This window comes from Lentzea sp. JNUCC 0626 (assembly GCF_043632865.1).
Taxonomy (GTDB): domain Bacteria; phylum Actinomycetota; class Actinomycetes; order Mycobacteriales; family Pseudonocardiaceae; genus Lentzea.
Genome location: NZ_CP171635.1, coordinates 5,829,560 through 5,847,741, shown reverse-complemented (window position 1 = coordinate 5,847,741; position 18,182 = coordinate 5,829,560). Strand labels below are relative to the sequence as shown.

General features: G+C 69.5%; 24 protein-coding genes. 16 read left to right on the top strand and 8 right to left on the bottom strand.

Annotation, left to right across the window (positions count from 1 at the left end; all coding sequences use genetic code 11):
- Positions 1 to 27 precede the first annotated feature (27 nt).
- Positions 28 to 546 carry an exosortase P gene (gene xrtP, locus JNUCC0626_RS26270; RefSeq protein WP_394613436.1) on the bottom strand — a complete coding sequence of 173 codons (519 nt, stop codon included), beginning with the start codon at positions 544 to 546 and terminating at the stop codon, positions 28 to 30.
- A 296-nt stretch (positions 547 to 842) separates the two neighbouring features.
- Between xrtP and JNUCC0626_RS26265 the strand changes: the two genes are divergently transcribed.
- The 4 genes from JNUCC0626_RS26265 (at position 843) to JNUCC0626_RS26250 (ending at position 3,847) form a co-directional block, all read left to right on the top strand.
- Complete coding sequence (locus JNUCC0626_RS26265; RefSeq protein ID WP_394613435.1) at positions 843 to 1,607, top strand: choice-of-anchor P family protein; 765 nt, start codon at positions 843 to 845, stop codon at positions 1,605 to 1,607.
- A gap of 12 nt (positions 1,608 to 1,619) precedes the next feature.
- Positions 1,620 to 1,811, top strand: a complete 192-nt coding sequence (locus JNUCC0626_RS26260) for an LPXTG cell wall anchor domain-containing protein (protein WP_394613434.1) — start codon at positions 1,620 to 1,622, stop codon at positions 1,809 to 1,811.
- Between the two features lie 76 nt (positions 1,812 to 1,887).
- The gene (gene wecB, locus JNUCC0626_RS26255; protein ID WP_394613433.1) at positions 1,888 to 3,060 is read left to right on the top strand and encodes a non-hydrolyzing UDP-N-acetylglucosamine 2-epimerase; all 1,173 of its coding nucleotides are present in this window, start codon (positions 1,888 to 1,890) and stop codon (positions 3,058 to 3,060) included.
- Positions 3,061 to 3,178: 118 nt separating this feature from the next.
- A complete protein-coding gene (locus JNUCC0626_RS26250; protein WP_394613432.1) occupies positions 3,179 to 3,847 on the top strand; it encodes a hypothetical protein in 669 nt (222 codons plus the stop codon).
- Positions 3,848 to 3,850: 3 nt separating this feature from the next.
- On the opposite strand, the gene JNUCC0626_RS26245 is transcribed toward JNUCC0626_RS26250, so the two are convergent.
- Both JNUCC0626_RS26245 and JNUCC0626_RS26240 read right to left on the bottom strand, forming a co-directional pair.
- Entirely contained in the window at positions 3,851 to 4,390 is a 540-nt protein-coding gene (locus JNUCC0626_RS26245) for an isochorismatase family protein (protein WP_394613431.1), read from the bottom strand.
- Position 4,391: 1 nt separating this feature from the next.
- Complete coding sequence (locus JNUCC0626_RS26240; protein WP_394622101.1) at positions 4,392 to 5,675, bottom strand: nicotinate phosphoribosyltransferase; 1,284 nt, start codon at positions 5,673 to 5,675, stop codon at positions 4,392 to 4,394.
- A 79-nt stretch (positions 5,676 to 5,754) separates the two neighbouring features.
- Here JNUCC0626_RS26240 and clpS point away from each other — a divergent pair, with 79 nt between their 5' ends.
- Genes clpS through JNUCC0626_RS26225 form a run of 3 tightly spaced genes read left to right on the top strand, consistent with a single transcriptional unit; the run spans position 5,755 to position 7,516 of the window.
- Complete coding sequence (clpS, locus tag JNUCC0626_RS26235) at positions 5,755 to 6,054, top strand: ATP-dependent Clp protease adapter ClpS (protein WP_030479230.1); 300 nt, start codon at positions 5,755 to 5,757, stop codon at positions 6,052 to 6,054.
- Positions 6,051 to 6,608, top strand: coding sequence for a DUF2017 domain-containing protein (locus tag JNUCC0626_RS26230; protein WP_394613430.1), 558 nt, complete (start codon positions 6,051 to 6,053; stop codon positions 6,606 to 6,608). Before clpS ends, JNUCC0626_RS26230 begins: the two co-directional genes overlap by 4 nt.
- Positions 6,605 to 7,516 (top strand): P1 family peptidase, encoded by a 912-nt coding sequence (locus JNUCC0626_RS26225; protein WP_394613429.1) that lies wholly within the window; start codon positions 6,605 to 6,607, stop codon positions 7,514 to 7,516. The genes JNUCC0626_RS26230 and JNUCC0626_RS26225 overlap by 4 nt, the downstream gene beginning before the upstream one ends.
- On the opposite strand, the gene JNUCC0626_RS26220 is transcribed toward JNUCC0626_RS26225, so the two are convergent.
- Positions 7,513 to 7,932 carry an SRPBCC family protein gene (locus tag JNUCC0626_RS26220; protein ID WP_394613428.1) on the bottom strand — a complete coding sequence of 140 codons (420 nt, stop codon included), beginning with the start codon at positions 7,930 to 7,932 and terminating at the stop codon, positions 7,513 to 7,515. The two genes, JNUCC0626_RS26225 and JNUCC0626_RS26220, sit on opposite strands and share 4 nt — an antisense overlap.
- A gap of 78 nt (positions 7,933 to 8,010) precedes the next feature.
- Between JNUCC0626_RS26220 and JNUCC0626_RS26215 the strand changes: the two genes are divergently transcribed.
- Genes JNUCC0626_RS26215 through JNUCC0626_RS26205 form a run of 3 tightly spaced genes read left to right on the top strand, consistent with a single transcriptional unit; the run spans position 8,011 to position 9,684 of the window.
- A complete protein-coding gene (locus tag JNUCC0626_RS26215) occupies positions 8,011 to 8,421 on the top strand; it encodes a Mov34/MPN/PAD-1 family protein (RefSeq protein ID WP_394613427.1) in 411 nt (136 codons plus the stop codon).
- 31 nt (positions 8,422 to 8,452) lie between these two features.
- On the top strand, positions 8,453 to 8,725 hold the full coding sequence (locus JNUCC0626_RS26210) for a MoaD/ThiS family protein (RefSeq protein ID WP_394613426.1): 273 nt from the start codon (positions 8,453 to 8,455) through the stop codon (positions 8,723 to 8,725).
- A gap of 8 nt (positions 8,726 to 8,733) precedes the next feature.
- Entirely contained in the window at positions 8,734 to 9,684 is a 951-nt protein-coding gene (locus tag JNUCC0626_RS26205) for a PLP-dependent cysteine synthase family protein (protein ID WP_394613425.1), read from the top strand.
- Between the two features lie 157 nt (positions 9,685 to 9,841).
- Here the strand turns inward: JNUCC0626_RS26205 and JNUCC0626_RS26200 are convergent, their stop codons facing one another.
- The gene (locus JNUCC0626_RS26200) at positions 9,842 to 11,914 is read right to left on the bottom strand and encodes a helix-turn-helix transcriptional regulator (protein ID WP_394613424.1); all 2,073 of its coding nucleotides are present in this window, start codon (positions 11,912 to 11,914) and stop codon (positions 9,842 to 9,844) included.
- Complete coding sequence (locus JNUCC0626_RS26195) at positions 11,915 to 12,775, bottom strand: SMP-30/gluconolactonase/LRE family protein (protein WP_394613423.1); 861 nt, start codon at positions 12,773 to 12,775, stop codon at positions 11,915 to 11,917. It lies immediately after the preceding gene.
- A gap of 33 nt (positions 12,776 to 12,808) precedes the next feature.
- On the opposite strand from JNUCC0626_RS26195, the gene JNUCC0626_RS26190 reads away from it, so the two are divergent.
- Genes JNUCC0626_RS26190 through JNUCC0626_RS26175 form a run of 4 tightly spaced genes read left to right on the top strand, consistent with a single transcriptional unit; the run spans position 12,809 to position 15,363 of the window.
- Positions 12,809 to 13,420: a rhomboid family intramembrane serine protease gene (locus JNUCC0626_RS26190; protein ID WP_394613422.1), complete on the top strand. Its 612-nt coding sequence runs from the start codon at positions 12,809 to 12,811 to the stop codon at positions 13,418 to 13,420.
- Between the two features lie 11 nt (positions 13,421 to 13,431).
- Positions 13,432 to 14,181, top strand: coding sequence for a glutamate racemase (murI, locus tag JNUCC0626_RS26185; protein ID WP_394622100.1), 750 nt, complete (start codon positions 13,432 to 13,434; stop codon positions 14,179 to 14,181).
- 1 nt (position 14,182) lies between these two features.
- A complete protein-coding gene (locus JNUCC0626_RS26180) occupies positions 14,183 to 14,950 on the top strand; it encodes an MBL fold metallo-hydrolase (protein ID WP_394613421.1) in 768 nt (255 codons plus the stop codon).
- On the top strand, positions 14,947 to 15,363 hold the full coding sequence (locus JNUCC0626_RS26175) for an OsmC family protein (protein ID WP_394613420.1): 417 nt from the start codon (positions 14,947 to 14,949) through the stop codon (positions 15,361 to 15,363). Before JNUCC0626_RS26180 ends, JNUCC0626_RS26175 begins: the two co-directional genes overlap by 4 nt.
- On the opposite strand, the gene JNUCC0626_RS26170 is transcribed toward JNUCC0626_RS26175, so the two are convergent.
- A complete protein-coding gene (locus tag JNUCC0626_RS26170) occupies positions 15,321 to 15,815 on the bottom strand; it encodes a DUF2231 domain-containing protein (protein ID WP_394613419.1) in 495 nt (164 codons plus the stop codon). The two genes, JNUCC0626_RS26175 and JNUCC0626_RS26170, sit on opposite strands and share 43 nt — an antisense overlap.
- Positions 15,816 to 15,864: 49 nt before the next feature.
- Here JNUCC0626_RS26170 and rph point away from each other — a divergent pair, with 49 nt between their 5' ends.
- Positions 15,865 to 16,632, top strand: coding sequence for a ribonuclease PH (gene rph / locus JNUCC0626_RS26165; protein ID WP_394613418.1), 768 nt, complete (start codon positions 15,865 to 15,867; stop codon positions 16,630 to 16,632).
- Positions 16,629 to 17,228, top strand: coding sequence for an RdgB/HAM1 family non-canonical purine NTP pyrophosphatase (gene rdgB, locus JNUCC0626_RS26160; RefSeq protein WP_394613417.1), 600 nt, complete (start codon positions 16,629 to 16,631; stop codon positions 17,226 to 17,228). The genes rph and rdgB overlap by 4 nt, the downstream gene beginning before the upstream one ends.
- On the opposite strand, the gene JNUCC0626_RS26155 is transcribed toward rdgB, so the two are convergent.
- Positions 17,225 to 18,154: a hypothetical protein gene (locus tag JNUCC0626_RS26155; RefSeq protein ID WP_394613416.1), complete on the bottom strand. Its 930-nt coding sequence runs from the start codon at positions 18,152 to 18,154 to the stop codon at positions 17,225 to 17,227. The two genes, rdgB and JNUCC0626_RS26155, sit on opposite strands and share 4 nt — an antisense overlap.
- Between the last annotated feature and the right edge of the window lie 28 nt (positions 18,155 to 18,182).

Sequence of the window (18,182 nt, the reverse complement as noted above, 5' to 3'; positions counted from 1 at the left end):
GCGTGAACCCGAGGACGAGGTCGAGGCTCACTTCCGGGTGGCCAGCCAGACGAACGCGACCAACGCGGCCGCGCCACCGAACACGCTCACCATCGATCCCAGCAGCGTGTGACCCCAGTAGTAACCGGTGTCGACACCGAGCCAGTTCACCAACCCCACCAGGGTCAACACGCGGAACTGGTTCACGATCACCACCGCCAGCGCCGCGACGCCCAGTGCGAACAGGACCCGCGCCTGGATCCGCGGCCGCAGCGCGATCATCACCGCGCCGACCACGATCAGCGGCAGCACCAGGAACGCCGACGTGCACTCGGGCGTCATCCGCAGACCCAGGGGAGTGTCCGACCCCAGTCCGAAGTAGACGGTCTGACGTTCGGGGACCACGTCCACGCCGTACGAGCTGATGACGCTCAGGACCGCGCCGGACAGCGAGATCTCCACCGTCCGGTACAGCTGGTGCGCGAACACGAGTCCCGCCGCGACGGCGAGCAGGACCACCACGGTCACCCGGCTCGGGAATGCGGTGCGGCGCAGGGCAAGCGTCACCCGAAGATCCTTTCCACCGATGAGGGAGCGCCCAGACGGGCTACTTGACCATCCATCGGTAGACGCACCGTCATCCCTCACCCCCGGATCGGGTGACGCCGTAACCGGAAATTGATCAAAAAACCCACGATGAGTGGCGCCGATTGGTCGAGACGAGTGGTCGTGTCGCCCGATACGGGGAGTAACCCTCAGTTCCCTCGAAAGAAAGCCGATGCCGGTAATTGCCCCCGGAAAGCGTGAAACCAGATTGGTATCAGCACGCCCTGGGAGCCGGAGGAATCAAGGGAAGGAGTTTCATGCGAGTCCGAATGACGGGACTGGCCGGAGTCATCGCGATTGCCGCACTCCTGGTCGGTGCCGCACCCGCTTCTGCCGCTCCGGGGGACGCCTCGGCCTACGGTGCGAAGCTCAACGTGACGCTGCTCGGCAGCCCCGCGGTCAACGCGGAGCCGTTCGCCGCAGCCAATGCGAACGGTCCCACGCAGAACACGTTCGCAGGCGTCGACCTCACCGGGATTCTGAAGACCGGTGTCATCAACGCTTCGGCGTCGCGTGACGAGAAGTCCGGCGGTGTCTACTCGCGAGCGAGCACCGCGGACGTCCGGGTCGACCTGCTCTCCAAGGTCACCGGGAAGATCTCCGCCGAACTGGTGGAGGCGGAGTGCTCGGCGACCCAGAAGGGTCTGACCGGCAAGGCGAAGCTCGCGGGCGTCAACCTCGGCAAGCTCGGCCAGGTGAACGCCGACCCCGCCGCGAACACCAAGCTGGACGTCCAGCTGGCGGGCATCAAGATCGCTGAAGTGATCTTCAACGAGCAGATCAAGAACAACGACGGCAGCCTGACGGTGAACGCGATTCACATCAAGCTGCTGCAGGGCGTGCTCGGCGGCATCGGCACGGGCGACGTGATCATCTCGTCGGCCACGTGCGGCCCCGCCGGCCTGCCCATCCCGATGGCGTCGGGGGCGGGCCTGTGGATCGGCCTCGGCCTGCTCGGTGTCGTCGCCGCTCCGGTCGGTTTCGTGGCGCTGCGCCGTCGCGCGTCGCTGAACGCGGCCTGAGGAGAGCGGCAGATGTACAAGGTCCCCGGTACCGGCGTGGGTGTCGGCACAGGCGTGGGTGCCCTCGCGGTCACCGGCGCCGACGTGACGTGGTGGATCGTCGCGGGCGTCGTCTTCCTGACCGTGGGTGCGTTCTTGTTGCACGCCACGAGGAAGAGGCGCCGTGCCGTCCCCGCTCAGGCCAGACCGAACCGAGCTGGCTGACATGGGTCCGTCCCAGGGGTTGCCCCCGGCCCCGGGACGGACCTCCCCGGTCTCCCGCGAGAAAGAGGACGCAACGGTGAGCAAAGAGGTTCTGCTGGTGGCCGGTACCCGGCCAGAAGCACTGAAGATCGCCCCGGTCGCCATCGCCCTGCGCGGCCACCCCGGCCTGCACCCCACGATCGTCCACAGCGGACAGCACTCCGGCATGGTCGAGCAGGCGCTCGGCGCGTTCGACCTGGTGCCGGACATCCGGCTGGACGTGCCCCGCGACAACGGCACGCAGGCCGAACTGGTCTCGCGGCTGCTGCCCGAGTTCGACGCCCTCCTCGAGGAACGCGACCCCGCGGTCACCCTCGTGCAGGGCGACACCACGACGACGCTGGCCGCGGCCCTCGCCTCGTTCTGGCGCGGCATTCCCGTGGCACACCTGGAAGCCGGGCTGCGCACCGGTGACCTCTACGGCCCGTTCCCCGAGGAGGGGAACCGGCAGATGATCTCCCGCATCACGTCGCTGCACCTCGCACCGACCGACGACGCGGCGAACGCGCTCAACGAGGAATCCCTGCCGGACAGCCACATCGTCGTCACCGGCAACACGGTCGTGGACGCCGTGCAACGCGTCGCGGCGCTCGACCTGCCCGCGCGCAGCCCCGACCTCGTGGCCCTCGAACGCACCCTCGACGCCACCGGCGGCCGGCTCATGCTGCTGACCGTGCACCGCCGCGAGTCGTGGGGCCGCCCGCTCATGCGCGTGCTCAACGCCGTGCGCGCCATCGCCGACCGCCACCCCGACCTGCACGTGCTGATCCCCGCGCACCCGAACCCCGGTGTGCGCGAACAGGTCGTGTCGTTGCTGGGTGGCCACGAACGCGTCGTCATCACCGACCCGCTCGACTACCCGGACCTCGTGCGCGTGCTCAAGCGCGCGTCCCTCGTGCTGACGGACTCCGGTGGCATCCAGGAGGAGGCGCCGTCGTTCGGCGTGCCCGTCCTGGTGCTGCGCGAGACCACCGAACGCATGCTCGCCGTCGACGCCGGGTGCGCCTGGCTCGTCGGCACCGACACCACCCGCATCCTCGCCGAAGCGGGCTGGGTGCTCGGCTCCCGGTTGCGGCTCCCCTTGGGGCGCAACCCGTTCGGCGACGGGCGTGCCGCCGTGCGGGTGTGCTCCGCCCTGGAGAGGCTGGCGGGACTCCCGACGGCCCTGCCGCGCCGGGAGCCGTTCGCCACCCTGGCCGGAGTCCGCTGAAAGGTGTCACTCGGTCAGGTAATTGCCTACACGAATGGGTGACATGGGGTGCCGAGGCGTTATCAGCGCACCCCATCACAACCATTATCGGGCCGTGGGAAACGAGGCAATGCGAAAAATGCGCAGGAGTTCGATCGCGGGCGCGGTGGTCGCGTTGACGCTGGCGACCGCCTCCCCGGCACTGGCGGGCAATCCGCCCGGAACGGCGTCGGCGGGGTCGGCCGACTTCGCGAAGGCCGACCAGGCCTACAAGGTCGCGCCGCTCGCCGTGTGCGACGTGAACCCGGAGGCGGCCGGCACGGTCAGCGGCGGGAGCCAGGCCGTGAACCGGACCGGTCTCGCCATCGGCCCGACGACGTCGACGTGCACGACCGAGATCGTGGACGCGGCCAAGCTCACGTCCAAGACCACGTCCGTCGCGAAGGGCTCGGGCTTCGACCTGTCCGCGCTCACCGCGCTCGCGGGCGGTCCGGGCGGACCGCGGCTCAAGATCGGCGAGTGGAGCATCACCTGCACCGCCGACGAGAAGGGCACGTCGGCGGGCTGGGAGCTCAAGGCGATGTCCGGCTGGACCGGTCTGCCCAAGGAGATCAAGCCCGGTTACGTGCACGACATCGTGTCGAAGAGCGGCACCGTGCTGGCCAAGGCCAAGTTCACCGACACGGTGTTCCCGGAGCCGAACGACGGCAGCATCAGCATGACGCTGCTGAAGATCACCTTCGAACCGTCGTCCGGCTACACCGGCACCGTCACCGTCGGCACGGTGGCCTGCTCACCGACGCCGTAAGACCTAGGAAACCCGGACACCCGCGGCGAGCAGTTCCTCGACGGCCGCGTCGCGGGTCGTCGGGGCCACGGCCGCCGTCAGGTCCACCAGGACCGTCGTGCGGAACCCGTTGCGGTGCGCGTCCAACGCCGTGGCGCGCACGCAGTGGTCGGTCGCGATGCCGACGACGTCGACCTCGGTCACGCCCTTGTCGGTGAGCCAGCCCGCGAGGTCGTTCTCCGCCTCGAAACCCGAGTAGGCGGCGGCGAACCGGCCCTTCGAGAAGACCTGCTCGATGCCGGACACGTCGAGCTCCGGGTGGAACGACGAGCCGGGCGAGCCCGCCACGCAGTGCACCGGCCACGAGTCGATGAAGTCCGGCGTCAGCGAGAAGTGCGGGCCGGGGTCGACGTGGTAGTCCCGCGTCGCGACGACGTGGTCGTACGCCGAGGTGGCGATGTGCTGCGAGATGGCCGCCGCCACGGCCGCACCACCGGCCACGGCCAACGAGCCGCCCTCGCAGAAGTCGTTCTGCACGTCCACGACGATCAGCGCCTTGGTCATGTCAGCCCTCCAGGTAGATCGTCGGGATCGCGGGCTCGCCGCGCGAGAGCTTGAGGCCCTCCCACGGCACGCTCACCAGCGCCGCGCGCAGGCGTTCGCGGTTCTGCTCCAGCGCCGGGACCTCGTCGGTCTGCTGACCGCCGCGCATCAACGGGAGCTGCACGAGCTTGTCGTACTCGCCGAGCTCGGGTTGCGCCGAGGCCTGGAACACGACCTCTTCCAGCGCCGTTCCGGTGTCCTTGTGCCGGCGCAGCGCCTTCTTCCAGCCGCCGCGCGACTGCTTCGACGTGCTGCGCTTCTCGACATGCCGCCCGTCGACCTCGACCAGCTTGTAGACCATGCCCGCGGTCGGCGCGCCCGAGCCGGTGACGACCGACGTGCCGACGCCGTACGCGTCCACGGGTTCGGCGCGCAGGGCGGCGATCGCGTACTCGTCGAGGTCGCTCGACACGACGATCCGGGTGTTGCGGGCGCCCAGCGAGTCGAGCTGGTCGCGGGCCTGCCTGGCCATCACGCCGAGGTCGCCCGAGTCGATCCGGATCGCGCCGAGCTCAGGGCCCGCGACGGCGATGGCCTTCTTGATGCCCTCGGAGATGTCGTAGGTGTCGACCAGCAACGTCGTGCCGACGCCGAGCGCCTCGACCTGGCTCGCGAACGCCTCTTCCTCGGTGTCGTGCAGCAACGTGAACGCGTGCGCGCACGTGCCGGCCGTCGGGATGCCGTGGCGGCGGCCCGCTTCGAGGTTCGAGGTGGCGTGGAAGCCCGCCAGGTAGGCCGCGCGGGCACACGCCACGGCCGCCTCCTCGTGCGTCCGCCGGGAGCCCATCTCGATCATGTGACGGCCGTTCGCGGCGGTCACCATCCGGGCGGCGGCCGACGCGATGGCGCTGTCGTGGTTGAGGATCGACAACGCGAGCGTCTCCAGCACGACCCCCTCGGCGAACGACGCCCGGACCGTGAGGATCGGCGAACCGGGGAAGTACAGCTCGCCCTCGGGGTAGCCGTCGATCTCGCCGGAGAACCGGTAGTTCGCGAGCCATTCCAAAGTGGAATCGTCGACGACCGCGTTGCGGCGCAGCTGGTCGATCTCCTCCTCGCCGAAGCGGAAGTCCGCGATCGCGTCCAGCAGCCTGTTCACGCCGGCGACCACGCCGTAGCGCCGTCCGTCCGGGAGCCTGCGGGCGAACACCTCGAACACGCACGGACGGTCACCAGTGCCGTCACGCAACGCGGCCGCGAGCATGGTGAGCTCGTAGTGGTCGGTCAGCAACGCCGTCGAGTTCATGGTCACCAACCCTAAGGTCGCAGGTGGTTTACCCGCACGCGGTCTCCGTCACTGCGGCGAACATGACACCATTGGCGGTATGACCACGCCCGTCGAACAGGAACGGACGCAGCCGGAGGCCGTCGGTGAGGAAGTCGCCGCCGAGGACCGCCCCTGGCAGACCGTGGTCTGGAACGACCCGGTAAACCTGATGTCCTACGTGACGTACGTGTTCCAGAAGCTGTTCGGGTTCAGCAGGGACCATGCGACCAAGCTGATGCTCGACGTGCACCACAAGGGCAAGGCGATCGTGACATCGGGGACCAAGGACAAGGTGGAGGCCGACGTGGCGAAGCTCCACGCGGCAGGGCTCTGGGCGACCATGCAGCGGGCCTCGTGAAGAGGTGGATCCGCGACGGCGAGGTCGTCGTCGGCAGGCTGGATCGGCAGGAGGCCGCGGTCGTGCGCGGTCTGGTCAGCCAGATCCAGGACATGCTGATCGCCCGCGCCGAGGAAGCGCCCCAGGACGAGCTGGCCGAGCTCACCGGCATCAGGACGGGCCCGTCGGAAGCACCCGACGACCCGATCCTCGGCAGGCTGCTGCCCGACTTCCACCGGCTCGACGACGACGCGCCCGACCCGGACGAGGTCAACTCGGCCGCGGCGCTGCGCTCGCTGCACGAGCCGGAGCTGCTCGACCACAAGACCAACGCGGCCGAGGTCGTGCTGGAGACCTGCTCGCCCGACGGCGGGGAGATCCGGCTGTCGATCGCGCAGGCCGAGGCGTGGATGGCGTCGTTGAACGACGTCCGGCTGGCCCTCGGGACGGCGCTCGACGTCACCGAGGACATGCCGGACGAGCTGCCGCCGGAAGACCCGCGCTCGCCGCACCTCGGCGTGTACCACTGGCTGACCTGGGTGCAGGACACGCTGGTCGAAGCGATGATGCCGTGATTCCCGGCGTTCTCGTCGGGCACCACCACCGCATCGAGGACGGCTGGGCCACCGGCACGACCGTCGTGCTCGTGCCCGGCGGAGCCGTCGGTGCCGTGGACGGCCGCGGCGGCGCGCCCGGCACCCGCGAGACCGACCTGCTCGACCCGTCGAACCTGGTCCAGCAGGTGCACGCGGTGTGCCTGTCCGGCGGCTCGGCCTACGGGCTCGCGGCGGCGGACGGCGTCATGCGCTGGCTCTCCGAACGCTCGATCGGCTTCCAGGTCGGCGCGCAACCGCACCACGTCGTGCCGATCGTGCCCGGCGCGGTGATCTTCGACCTGCCCATGTCCGAGTGGGGCAACCGGCCGGACTCGTCGTTCGGCCACGCGGCCTGCGAGGCGGCGGCCGAGACGTTCGAACTCGGCTGCGTCGGCGCCGGTGCCGGAGCCCGCGTCGGGGCTCTGAAAGGTGGCGTCGGCGCGGCCGTGAGGCAGGTCGGCGAGCACAAGATCGGCGCGTTGGCCGTGGTGAACGCGGCCGGCGAGGTCGTCGACCGGGCGTCCGGACTGCCGTGGCTGCCCGAGTTGGGGACGACCGCGGTGGAGTTGCCCGAACGCAAGCCGGACGGCCTGAACACCACGATCGGCGTGGTCACCGTGGACGCCGACCTGTCCAAGGCCGAGTGCCGCCGGATCGCCATGGCCGCGCAGGACGGACTGGCCCGCGCCGTGCGGCCCGCGCACTCGATGTTCGACGGCGACACGGTGTTCGCGCTGGCCACGGGGGCCGTGCCGCTCGTGGAGCCGAGGGTGTTCGCGCTGGACGCGTTGTGCGCCGCAGCCGCCGAGGTGTTCGCGGAGGCCGTGGTGTCCGGGGTGCGCGAGGCGACGTCGTTGAACGGCGTGACGGCGTTCCGCGACCTTTAGGCGTTGTCGACGAACGCCTTCAAGCGGTCGAGGCCCTGCTCGGCCCGTTCGCGCGTCACCCTCGTGATCCGGCGGGTGAAGAGCCGAAGCACCCCGGACAGCCGCATCTCGTTCGTGTAGGTCAGCAGCGTGCGGCCGTCGGGCAGCGGGGCGTAGCGGTAGCTGACGGTGTGCACCTGCGCCCGCGACTCGTAGCGGAACGCGCGTTCGTCGGCGTTCGCGGCCAGCACGGTCTCCTCCAGCCTGCCGTGCCGGTACTCCAACGTCGCCGTGGCACCGGCCGCGCCCGGCGTCTGGCTGTGCTGGGTGATGCTCACGAGGTCGGGCTGCCACTCGTGCAGGTGCGCGGGATCGGACGTGAGGACCCGCACCCGTTCGATCGGCCGGTCGAGGACGATCTCCTTCGTGAAGCGCATCGCGCCAGGTTAAACCAGGTGCACGCGCCGGTATCTCGCATACCGAGACAACTCCCGCCAGCCCGTAGGATTGGGGACGTGCTGGTGATTCGCCGTGACCTGGTGGACGCGATGGTGGCCCATGCCCGCCGCGATCATCCCGACGAGGCGTGCGGGCAGATCGCGGGGCCTGAGGGCTCCGATCGCCCTGAGCGCATCATCGAGATGGAGAACGCGGAGCGGTCGCCGACGTTCTACCGGTTCGACTCCGCCGAGCAGTTCAAGGTGTACCGCGAGATGCAGGCCAACGACGAGGAAGCGGTGGTCATCTACCACTCGCACACCGCGACGGAGGCCTACCCGTCCCGCACGGACATCTCGTTCGCGGGCGAGCCGCAGGCGCACTACGTGCTGATCTCCACGCGTGACCCGATCGAGCACGAGCTGCGGTCGTACCGCATCGTCGACGGTGTCGTGACCGAGGAACCGGTCAAGATCATCGAATCCTGAGTTGCACCCGTTTCCCGGAGGTAGAACCACCATGGCAGTCACCGTGTCGATCCCGACGATCCTGCGCACCCACACCGGGGGCGAGAAGTCGGTGTCCGCCAGCGGTACGACGCTCGCCGAGATCATCGACGACCTCGAGAACAACCACGGCGGCCTCAAGGCCCGCCTGGTCAAGGAGGGTGTCCTGCACCGCTTCGTCAACGTCTACGTCAACGACGAGGACGTGCGCTTCTCCGGCGGCCTCGAGTCGGCGGTGAAGGACGGCGACAACGTCACCATCCTCCCGGCTGTCGCAGGCGGCTGATCTTCGACATGGCCCGCTACGAATCGCTCCTCGACGCGCTCGGCGGAACGCCTCTGGTGGGCCTGCCGCGCCTGTCGCCGTCCGAGAACGTGCGCATCTGGGCGAAGCTCGAGGACCGCAACCCGACCGGCTCGATCAAGGACCGGCCCGCGCTGGCCATGATCGAGGCGGCGGAGCGGGACGGAATTCTGCGTCCCGGCGCGACGATCCTCGAACCGACGTCCGGCAACACCGGCATCTCGCTCGCCATGGCCGCGAAGCTCAAGGGCTACGGCCTGGTGTGCGTGATGCCGGAGAACACCTCGACCGAACGCAAGCAGCTGCTGCAGGCGTACGGCGCGCGCATCGTGTTCTCGCCCGCCGCCGGCGGGTCGAACCAGGCGGTCGCCACGGCGAAGGAACTCGCCAAGCAGAACCCGGACTGGATCATGCTCTACCAGTACGGGAACCCGGCGAACGCGGAGGCGCACTTCCGCGGCACGGGGCCGGAGATCCTGAAGGACCTGCCGGAGATCACGCACTTCGTCGCCGGTCTCGGCACGACGGGCACGCTGGTCGGCGTCGGCCGGTTCCTCCGCGAGGCCAAGCCGGACGTGCAGGTCATCGCCGCGGAACCGCGGTACGGCGAGCTGGTCTACGGGCTGCGCAACCTCGACGAGGGCTTCGTGCCGGAGCTGTACGACGAGTCGGTGCTGACCGGGCGGTACTCGGTCGGGTCCTACGACGCGTTGCGCCGCACCCGGCAGTTGCTGGAGACCGAGGGCATCTTCGCCGGCATCTCGACGGGCGCGATCCTGCACGCGGCACTGGCCGTGGCGCAGAAGGCCGAGGTGGCGGGGAAGTCCGCGGACATCGTGTTCGTGGTGGCGGACGCCGGGTGGAAGTACCTGTCCACGGGCGCCTACGCCGGAACGCTGGACGAGGCGGCCGCCAAGCTCGACGGCCACCTCTGGGCGTGATGGAAGCCTGCTGACTCAGGCGCCCTTCCAGGCCAGATCTTCACTCATGTGCATCCCCCCAGATGCTCGTGCGGGCCGGTGAACTGCTTCTTTGTAGTTCACCGGCGAGCGAGCGCACATCCGTATAAACCGCAAGACTGCCTACGTATGGCGCCCATCAACTCAGGTTGAGCCGTGCAGCGATCATAACGCGCTTCTTGATTCCCAGAGCTGCGAATATCTGCTGCACTTGGGTCTCGACAGTGCGCTGCGACTTGTGCAGCCGTGCCGCGATCTCGCGGTTGGTGAGGCCTTCGGCGACGAGTTTCGCCACTTCCAGCTGCGCCGGCGTGAGCGGAACGGTGTCCTCGCCGAGCGCGACCGCGAAGATCTCGTCGAACGACCTGAGTCCCACGCCCGCCGCGTGCTCCCGGCGGTACTCGGGGTCGCGGGCCCTGGCCACGGCCTCCGCGCGCATCTGACGGAACGTCTCGTGGCTCGCGAGCGGACGGCCGGTCAGCCGTTGCGCGGCCTCCGCGGCACCGAGCAACCGGGCGGCCCGGCGTGCCTGCCCGCTCGCCGCCGTCGCCCAGGCGAGTGCCTCGACGGCCCAGACCGGACCCCACTGGTCACCGCTGTCGCGTTGCCGGGCGAGGGCGCTTCGCAGCAGGTCAGCGGCGTCGTCAGGGGAGCCGAACCGGAGTTGGGCGACGCCCTGAGCCATCAGCAGCCCGCCGACGGCGATCTCGTTGCCCTCGGCGGTCGCGGCGAGGTCGGCGATGTCCGCGCGGACTTCCGGTTCCTCGGCGAGCAGCGCGGACGCCATCGCGATGTGCACGGAGAAGATCACCTGGCGCTCGGGTTCGAACCGGGCGCGTGCCTCGCGCATCGTGGCCAGCGCCGTGTAGTCGCCGTCCAGCAACCACTGGCGTTCGCCGCGTGCGTAGAACACGCCCGCGAACTCGCCGTTGAGCTGTTCGGCCTCGGCGAGCAACTCCGCCGCCTCGTCGGGACGGCCGAGGGTGAGGGCGAGCGACGCGGAGAACGTGAGCGCTTCGAGGTGCCAATGGTCGCGGGCGCCGCCTTCGAGCGCGCGCCGGAGCCTGCGGTACTGCTCGGGCCAGCCGCTCGCGAAGAACGCGCCGTGCATGCGGGCGAGCTGGAACTCGAGCTCCAGCGCACGGCCGGGTTCGCCCAGGCTCGTCTCCAGCGCGGCCTCGACGTTCGCCATCTCCACCCGCAGCAGGCCGACCAGCGCGGTGTCGGTGATCCAGCCCGCCGAGACGTGCCGGACGAGTTCGCCGTAGTGGTCGAGGTGGCGCTTGAGCACGGCGGCGCGGTCGTCGCCGAGCCGGTCGGCGCCGTACTGCCGCAACGGTTCCAGCAGGTGGTAGCGATCGTGCTCGAACGTGACGATCGACTTGGCGACGAGTCCGTCCAGGTCGTCCAGCACCGTGTCGGAGTCGCTCACGGCCTCGGCTGCGCTGAGGTCCCAGCCGCCCGCGAACACCGAGGCCTGCGCCCAGAGCCGTTGCTCCTCCGGCGTGCAGAGGTCGTGGCTCCAGTCCATGACCGCGCGCAGGGTCTTGTGGTGCGGCAACGCCACCCGGTCGTTGCGGGTCAGCAGTTTCATCTCGTCGTCGAGCCGTTTGACGACCTCGGTGAGCGGCATGGCGCGCAGGCGCACGGCCGCGAGTTCGATGGCGAGCGGCAGGCCAGCGACCCGGTGCAGCAGCTTCACCACGTCGGGCCAGTTCTGCGGGGTGAGTTGCCAGCTCGGTGCCCGGTCGGCCAGCAGCGCGACCGACTCGTAGGCCGTGCTCATCGGGGCGTCGGCGGGCGGGACGTCGAGCGGCGGCACCACGAGCACGCGTTCGCCGGGCACGCCGAGCCGTTCGCGGCTGGTGGTGAGGATCGTGAGCCCGGGAGCGCTGTGCAGGAGCCGCTGGGCGAGGTCGGCGGCGGCGTCCTTCAGGTGTTCGCAGTTGTCGAGCACCAGCACGGTCTTGCGGTCCGCGAGGTGGTCGGGCACCGCGCTGTCCTCGACCTCCAGCACCTCGGCGACCCCGCGCAGCAGCATGTCCGGACGGCTGATCGTCGCCAGCTCCACGAACACGGTGCCCGCGATCTCGCGTGCCAGCCTGGTCTTGCCCGCGCCACCGGCGCCGGTCAACGTGACGAGGCGATGATCGGCGAGCAGGTCGTGCAGGTCGGCGAGCAGCTTCGTGCGGCCGATGAAGCGCGAGAGCATCTAGCCGTTGAACGCCACGCTCGGCACCCCCTGGCCGACGTTTGTCAGCACCAGCACGGACCCGTTGAGCTGACGGTCCATCAACGCCTCGTCCGAGAGGCCGGAGCGGGCCGACGTGACGTAGAGGTCGGTGAAGTCCTGGCCGCCGAAGCAGCACGCCGTGGGGTTGTCGACGGGCACCTCGATCTCGCGGTCGAGCACGCCGTCCGGCGTGTACCGGCGCACGGCCCGGCCACCCCACAGCGCGACCCAGACGCACCCGTCGGCGTCCACGGTGAGCCCGTCCGGCGAGCCGTCGGTGTTGCCGACGTGGGCGAGCGGGCGGCGGTTCGCGACAGTGCCGGTGGCGTTGTCGAAGTCGAGGACGTCGATGCGACGGGTCGGCGTGTCGATGTAGTACATGAGCGTGGCGTCCGGGCTCCAGCCGACGCCGTTGCTCGTGTTCACCTTGTCCACCATGACCTTCGCGGCGCCCTCACCGGTGATCCTGGCGAGCCAGCCCTCGTTCGCGGCCTGGTCGTACCGCATCGTGCCGGCCCAGAGGCGGCCCGACGGGTCGACGCCGGCGTCGTTGCCGCGCACGCCCTCGCGCGCCCAGTAGACGAGCCAGGACTTGGTGCCGTCGCGGTCGACCAGCGCGATGCCGTCGCGCAGGTTGCAGACGATGCCGCCGTGCGATCGCGGCTTGGCGGCGCCGACGTGCTGCGGCATGACCAGCACCGCGTCGTCGTCGCGCGCCGGTGCGTACCGGTGCACCTCGGAGGCGAGGATGTCCACCCACAGCAACGTGGAGCTGCTGTGGTCCCAGGTAGGACCTTCGCCCAACTGAGCGGACGTGCGCACCGCTACTTCGATAGCCACCCAACCACCCTAAACTGCACGTACGCTGGTTGTGTGGACCGCACCGCGCTAGCGAAACGGGTTATACCGCCGCATCCAGTGCTGTCGTTGCTCGTCGTGGCCGGCTTCGTCGGCTTCCTCTACGTCGTCGAGGCCTACGACGTGGCCACCGGCGGCTCGCTGGAGGACGACGGCGTGCTGCCGCGCAACTTCAGCGAGTGGGACAACCTGCTCTGGATGCCGTTGATCCACGGCGACTGGAGTCACCTCACCGGCAACGCCGTTCCGTTGCTGCTGCTCGGGTTCCTCGCGAACTCGGGTGGCCTGAAGCAGTTCTTCCAGATCACCGCCGTCATCTGGTTGTCGTCGGCGCTGGGCGTCTGGGTGTTCGGCAGTCCCGGCAGCCACATCGGCGCGTCCGGGCTGGTGTTCGGGTTCCTCGCGTTCCTGCTGGTGCGCGGGATCTTCGCACGCTCGTGGCTCCAGTTGCTGATCGCGGTCGGCGTGTTCGCGCTGTACGGCGCGGCGCTCTGGGGCGTGCTGCCGGGCCAGCCCGGGGTGTCGTGGGAAGGCCACCTGTTCGGCGCAATCGGCGGAGTTTTGGCTGCGTGGGGTGTGTCTCGTGACAACCGCCGCACGAGCGCACCGGCTACATTCACGGCGTGACGATCGGGATCATGGACTCGGGCGTCGGCGGCCTCACGGTCGCCCGCGCGATCATGGACCAGTTGCCGGGCGAGCCGATCCACTACATCGGCGACACGGCGCATGGTCCCTACGGGCCGCTGCCGATCGCGCAGGCCCGCAAGCACGCGCTGGAGGTCTGCGACCGGCTCGTCGACGAGGGCGCGAAGATGCTGGTCATCGCGTGCAACACCGCCTCCGCCGCGTGCTTCCGCGACGCCCGTGAGCGTTATGACGTGCCGGTGGTCGAGGTGATCCTCCCCGCCGTGCGGCGCGCGGTGATGACGACTCGCTCTGGTCGTGTCGGCGTGATCGCGACGCTCGGCACGATCAACTCGCACGCGTACCAGGACTCGTTCCAGGCGGCCCGCGACGTGACGGTGACGGCGGCCGCCTGTCCGCGGTTCGTCGACTTCGTGGAACGCGGCATCACGTCGGGGCGGCAGGTCCTCGGGCTCGCGCAGGCGTACCTGGAACCGTTGCAGCGCGCCGACGTCGACACCGTCGTGCTCGGCTGCACGCACTACCCGTTGCTGACCGGCGTGATCCAGATCGTCATGGGCGAGCACGTGACGCTGGTGTCGAGCGCCGAGGAGACGGTCAAGGACGTCGTCCGGCTGCTGACCGAGCGGGACGAGTTCGCCACCGAGCCCGCCATCCACCGCGTGACGTGCACAGGGCCGCCCGAGCGGTTCGCGAAGCTCGCCGCCCGGTTCCTGCCGACCTTCGAACAGTGGGGCTGATGTGCTGCTGACCGTCCTCGGCTGCTCCGGCAGCATTCCCGGCCCCGGCGCGGCCGCCTCCGGTTACCTGCTGGAGGCCGAGGGGTTCACGCTGGCGCTGGAGTTCGGCAACGGCGTGCTGTCGCGGTTCCAGGAGGAACGGCCGCTGTTCTCGATGGACGCGCTGGTGCTCTCGCACCTGCACCCCGACCACTGCGTCGACGTGTCTTCCCTTTACGTGGCAAGGAAGTACCACCCGGTGCCGCCTGCCTCGGCGTTGCCGGTCTACGCGCCCGCGGAGGCTCCCTCGCGGTTCGTCGCCGCCTACGCGCCGAACGCCGCCGAGCGGTCCTCGTTGGACTTCAGCGACGTTTTCGACTTCCACGGCCTGGGGTCGCGGGTCGAGATCGGACCGTTCACCGTGGACTCCGCCGTGGTCGCCCATCCCTGCGAGGCCTACGGGTTCCGGATCTCGCACGGCGGCGTGACGCTCGCCTACACCGGCGACAGCGGGCCCTGTGCCGCCTTGGACGTGTTGGCTGCCAGCGCGGACGTGCTGTTGAGCGAGGCGAGCTGGACGCACGCCCCGGACCGCCAGCCGGACCTGCACCTGTCTGGGCGCGAGGCCGGTGAGCTCGCCGAGCGGGCCGGGGTGGGCCGGCTGCTGATCACGCACGTGCCGCCGTGGACGTCGCGGGAGGACGTGCTGGAGGAGGCCCGGTCGGCGTTCGGCGGGCCGAGTGAGCTGGTCGTGCAGGGCGGCCGGTACGAGGTGGGGGAGCGGACATGATCGAGATCGAGCGGGTCGGCGAGCACGAGTTCGTCGCTTCCAACGGGCGCGGTGCGTCCGTGCGGATCGGGCGCAAGGGCCAGGAGGGCTCGTTCAGCCCGGTGGAACTGCTGGTCGCGGCCGCCGCCGGGTGCGCGATGGTCACGTCGGAGACGTTGATCCTGCGCAGAACAGGCGGCGAGGAGCTGACAGCCCAGGCGGACGCGGTGCAGTCCGAGAGCGGCAACGAGGTGATCTCCATCCCCGTGACGCTCTCGTACGACCTGTCCGCCGTCGAAGACCCGGAAGCCCTGGAGGTCGTCGTCCGTCGTGCCGTGGAGCAGTTCTGCACGGTCACGCGCACGTTGAAGCAGTCGGCGACCTCGCCGCTTCAGCTCCCGACGCCGCTCCAGACGGCCTCCGAACCGCTGTGACCGGCCCGCACGGTCTGCACCGTCGTGCCGACCGCGAGCAGCACCACCAGCACCGACACCACGACTGAGATCACCCGCCACGTCTTCGTAGTGGGTGCCTCGGCGTCCCGTTCGCGGTCCGCGAGCCGACCGGCGACCAGCAGCGCGATCACCGCGACACCGAAGCCGAGCGCGATGGGCAGCAACATCGTGCCGAGGTCGGCGTGCGTCTGGATGAGGGGGTTCTGCACGCCGTTGCGCTCGAGCGCCGCCTGGAAGTCCTCACCGGCCTGCTTGGCCACCGGAACAGCGGCGACACCGGCCAGCGTGACCCCGAGAACAGGCCACGCGTACTTGCGCCGCCACTTCGGGACCAGGGCGATCGCGATCGAGCTGAGCGCCGCGAGGGGCAACAGCACGACCACCGCGTGCACCAGCAACGGGTGAAGCGGAATACCGTCGATCGTCAGCATGTCTCTCCCTACGCCAAGGCGCTCCGCAGGGTTCATTAGGGTAGGGCCCGTGGTGCGAAGCGACGGCCGATACGACGACGTGTTGCGTGACATCCGGATCACGCGTGGATATCAGACCTGGCCCGCGGGCTCGGTCCTGATCGAGTTCGGGAACACCCGCGTGCTGTGCGCCGCGAGTGTCACCGAAGGCGTGCCCCGCTGGCGGCAGGGCTCCGGCCTCGGCTGGGTGACCGCCGAGTACGCGATGCTCCCCTCAGCCACGCACAGCCGCAGCGACCGCGAGTCCGTGAAGGGCCGCATCGGCGGCCGCACGCACGAGATCTCGCGCCTCATCGGCCGTTCTTTGAGGGCCTGCATCGACCTCAGGGCGCTGGGCGAGAACACGATCGTCATCGACTGCGACGTGATCCAGGCCGACGGCGGCACCCGCACGGCCGCCATCACCGGCGCTTATGTCGCCCTGGCCGACGCGGTGACGTATTTGGGCGCTGCCGGCCGCCTGGCCGACCCCGCACCGCTGTCGTGCGCGGTGTCCGCCGTGTCCGTCGGCGTCGTCGACGGCCGAGTCCGGCTGGACCTGCCGTACGAGGAGGACTCGCGCGCCGAGGTCGACATGAACGTCGTCGCCACCGACGCGGGCACGCTGATCGAGGTCCAGGGCACCGGCGAGGGCGCGACCTTCGCCCGTTCCACTTTGGACCGCATGCTCGACATCGCCCTGCAGGGCTGCGCGGAACTGAACCGCATCCAGGCCGAGGCTCTCGCTCTGCCCTACCCCGGCGTGCTGCCCGAGCCGAAGTCCGGCGGCAAGCGATGAAGCTCCTGCTGGCTTCCCGCAACGCGAAGAAGCTCCGCGAACTCCAGCGCATCGTGGTGGCCGAAGATCTCGCTGGGATCGAGGTGCTGTCCCTTTCGGACGTGCCGGAGTTCCCCGAGGCACCCGAGACCGCGCCGGACTTCGAGGGCAACGCCCTGGCCAAGGCCCGCGACGCCGCTGCCGCCACCGGACTGGTGTCGGTGGCGGACGACTCCGGTCTTGCCGTGGACGAGTTGAACGGCATGCCTGGTGTGTTGTCGGCTCGTTGGTCCGGGCGTCACGGCGACGACGACGCGAACCTGGACCTGCTGCTGGGCCAGCTCGGCGACGTGCCGGACGAGCGCCGCGGTGCCGCCTTCGTGTCCGTGGTCGCTCTTGTGGTGCCTGGCGGCGACGAGGTTGTGGTTCGGGGTGAGTGGCGGGGGACGTTGCTGCGCGCTCGTCGTGGCACCAATGGGTTCGGCTACGACCCGATCTTCGTGCCGTCCGGGTACGAGATCACCTCAGCCGAGATGACGGCGGAGGAGAAGGACGCGGAGTCCCACCGTGGCCGCGCCCTCAAGCTCCTCGTGCCGCACCTTCGAAAGCTGGCCTAGCCGCGCCATTCGACCTTCACGTCGGGGCCGAGTTCATCGACCCCGACGTAAGTACAACGCCTGCGCAACGCCAGCGTGAGCGATCGGTCTCGCAACGGGCGGAGGTCGATCGGCGCGGCCCCTTTCAGTGTGAGCCTGGTCAGTGTCGGCACCAGTGAAAAGACCTCCGCGTCATACCAGTTCTCGCAGTACATGGCGCGTAGGCCGATCACCTCGGTGAGCGCCCGCGGATCGCAGTCAGGTGCCAGGCCGCTGAGGTGGAGGCTTCGCACCCGCCTGCCGCGCAGGAAGTCGAGACTTCGCCAGGGCTCTTGCTGGTATAGGCCGAGCGAGAACTTCACCTCTGGGATGCTTTCCAGGTTCGAGTAGCGCTTGGCGCCCATCAACTGGAGTAAATGCGGCTTCGTGGGAGCAAGCGGACTCAGATCGATGTCCCCGCTCACCCACGAGTACAGGTAGCGCGGTGACGGTAGTTCCGCCAAGTCGCGCAAGTGAAACTGAGGCTCATTCGGCGGCAGCCAGACGTCCACACCCTTCAGATGCCGGAGCCGGAATAGGTGGGGGAAGAACCGGACCGACTCGACATTGGTGATGCCCTCGTTGAGTGGTGCGTCCGCGAGCACCTCTTCCGCGTAGCGTTCCAGATCAAAGCTGGGCCAGGCAGTCAGCAGTGCTTCCTGCACGGCGTTGCGCGAATCGTTTGCGTATGCGGCGAGCTTGGTCATCGCCTCCGGCGAGCCGACCAGTGCGGCGCTGTGCACGGTCGCGGTCGCCACGGCTTCGGAGAGTCCGTTGAGCGATGCGGGCAGATACCGGAGCAGGCGATTACCGATCGCGCACAGCGACTTGGTCTCCCGCTTGCTGCGAGGGGGGACGATCCGGTCGCGGATGATCGCGTCGATCCGGTCGCACACGTCGCCGTCCACGTCGGTGACGGTCTCCAGGCACGCTGCG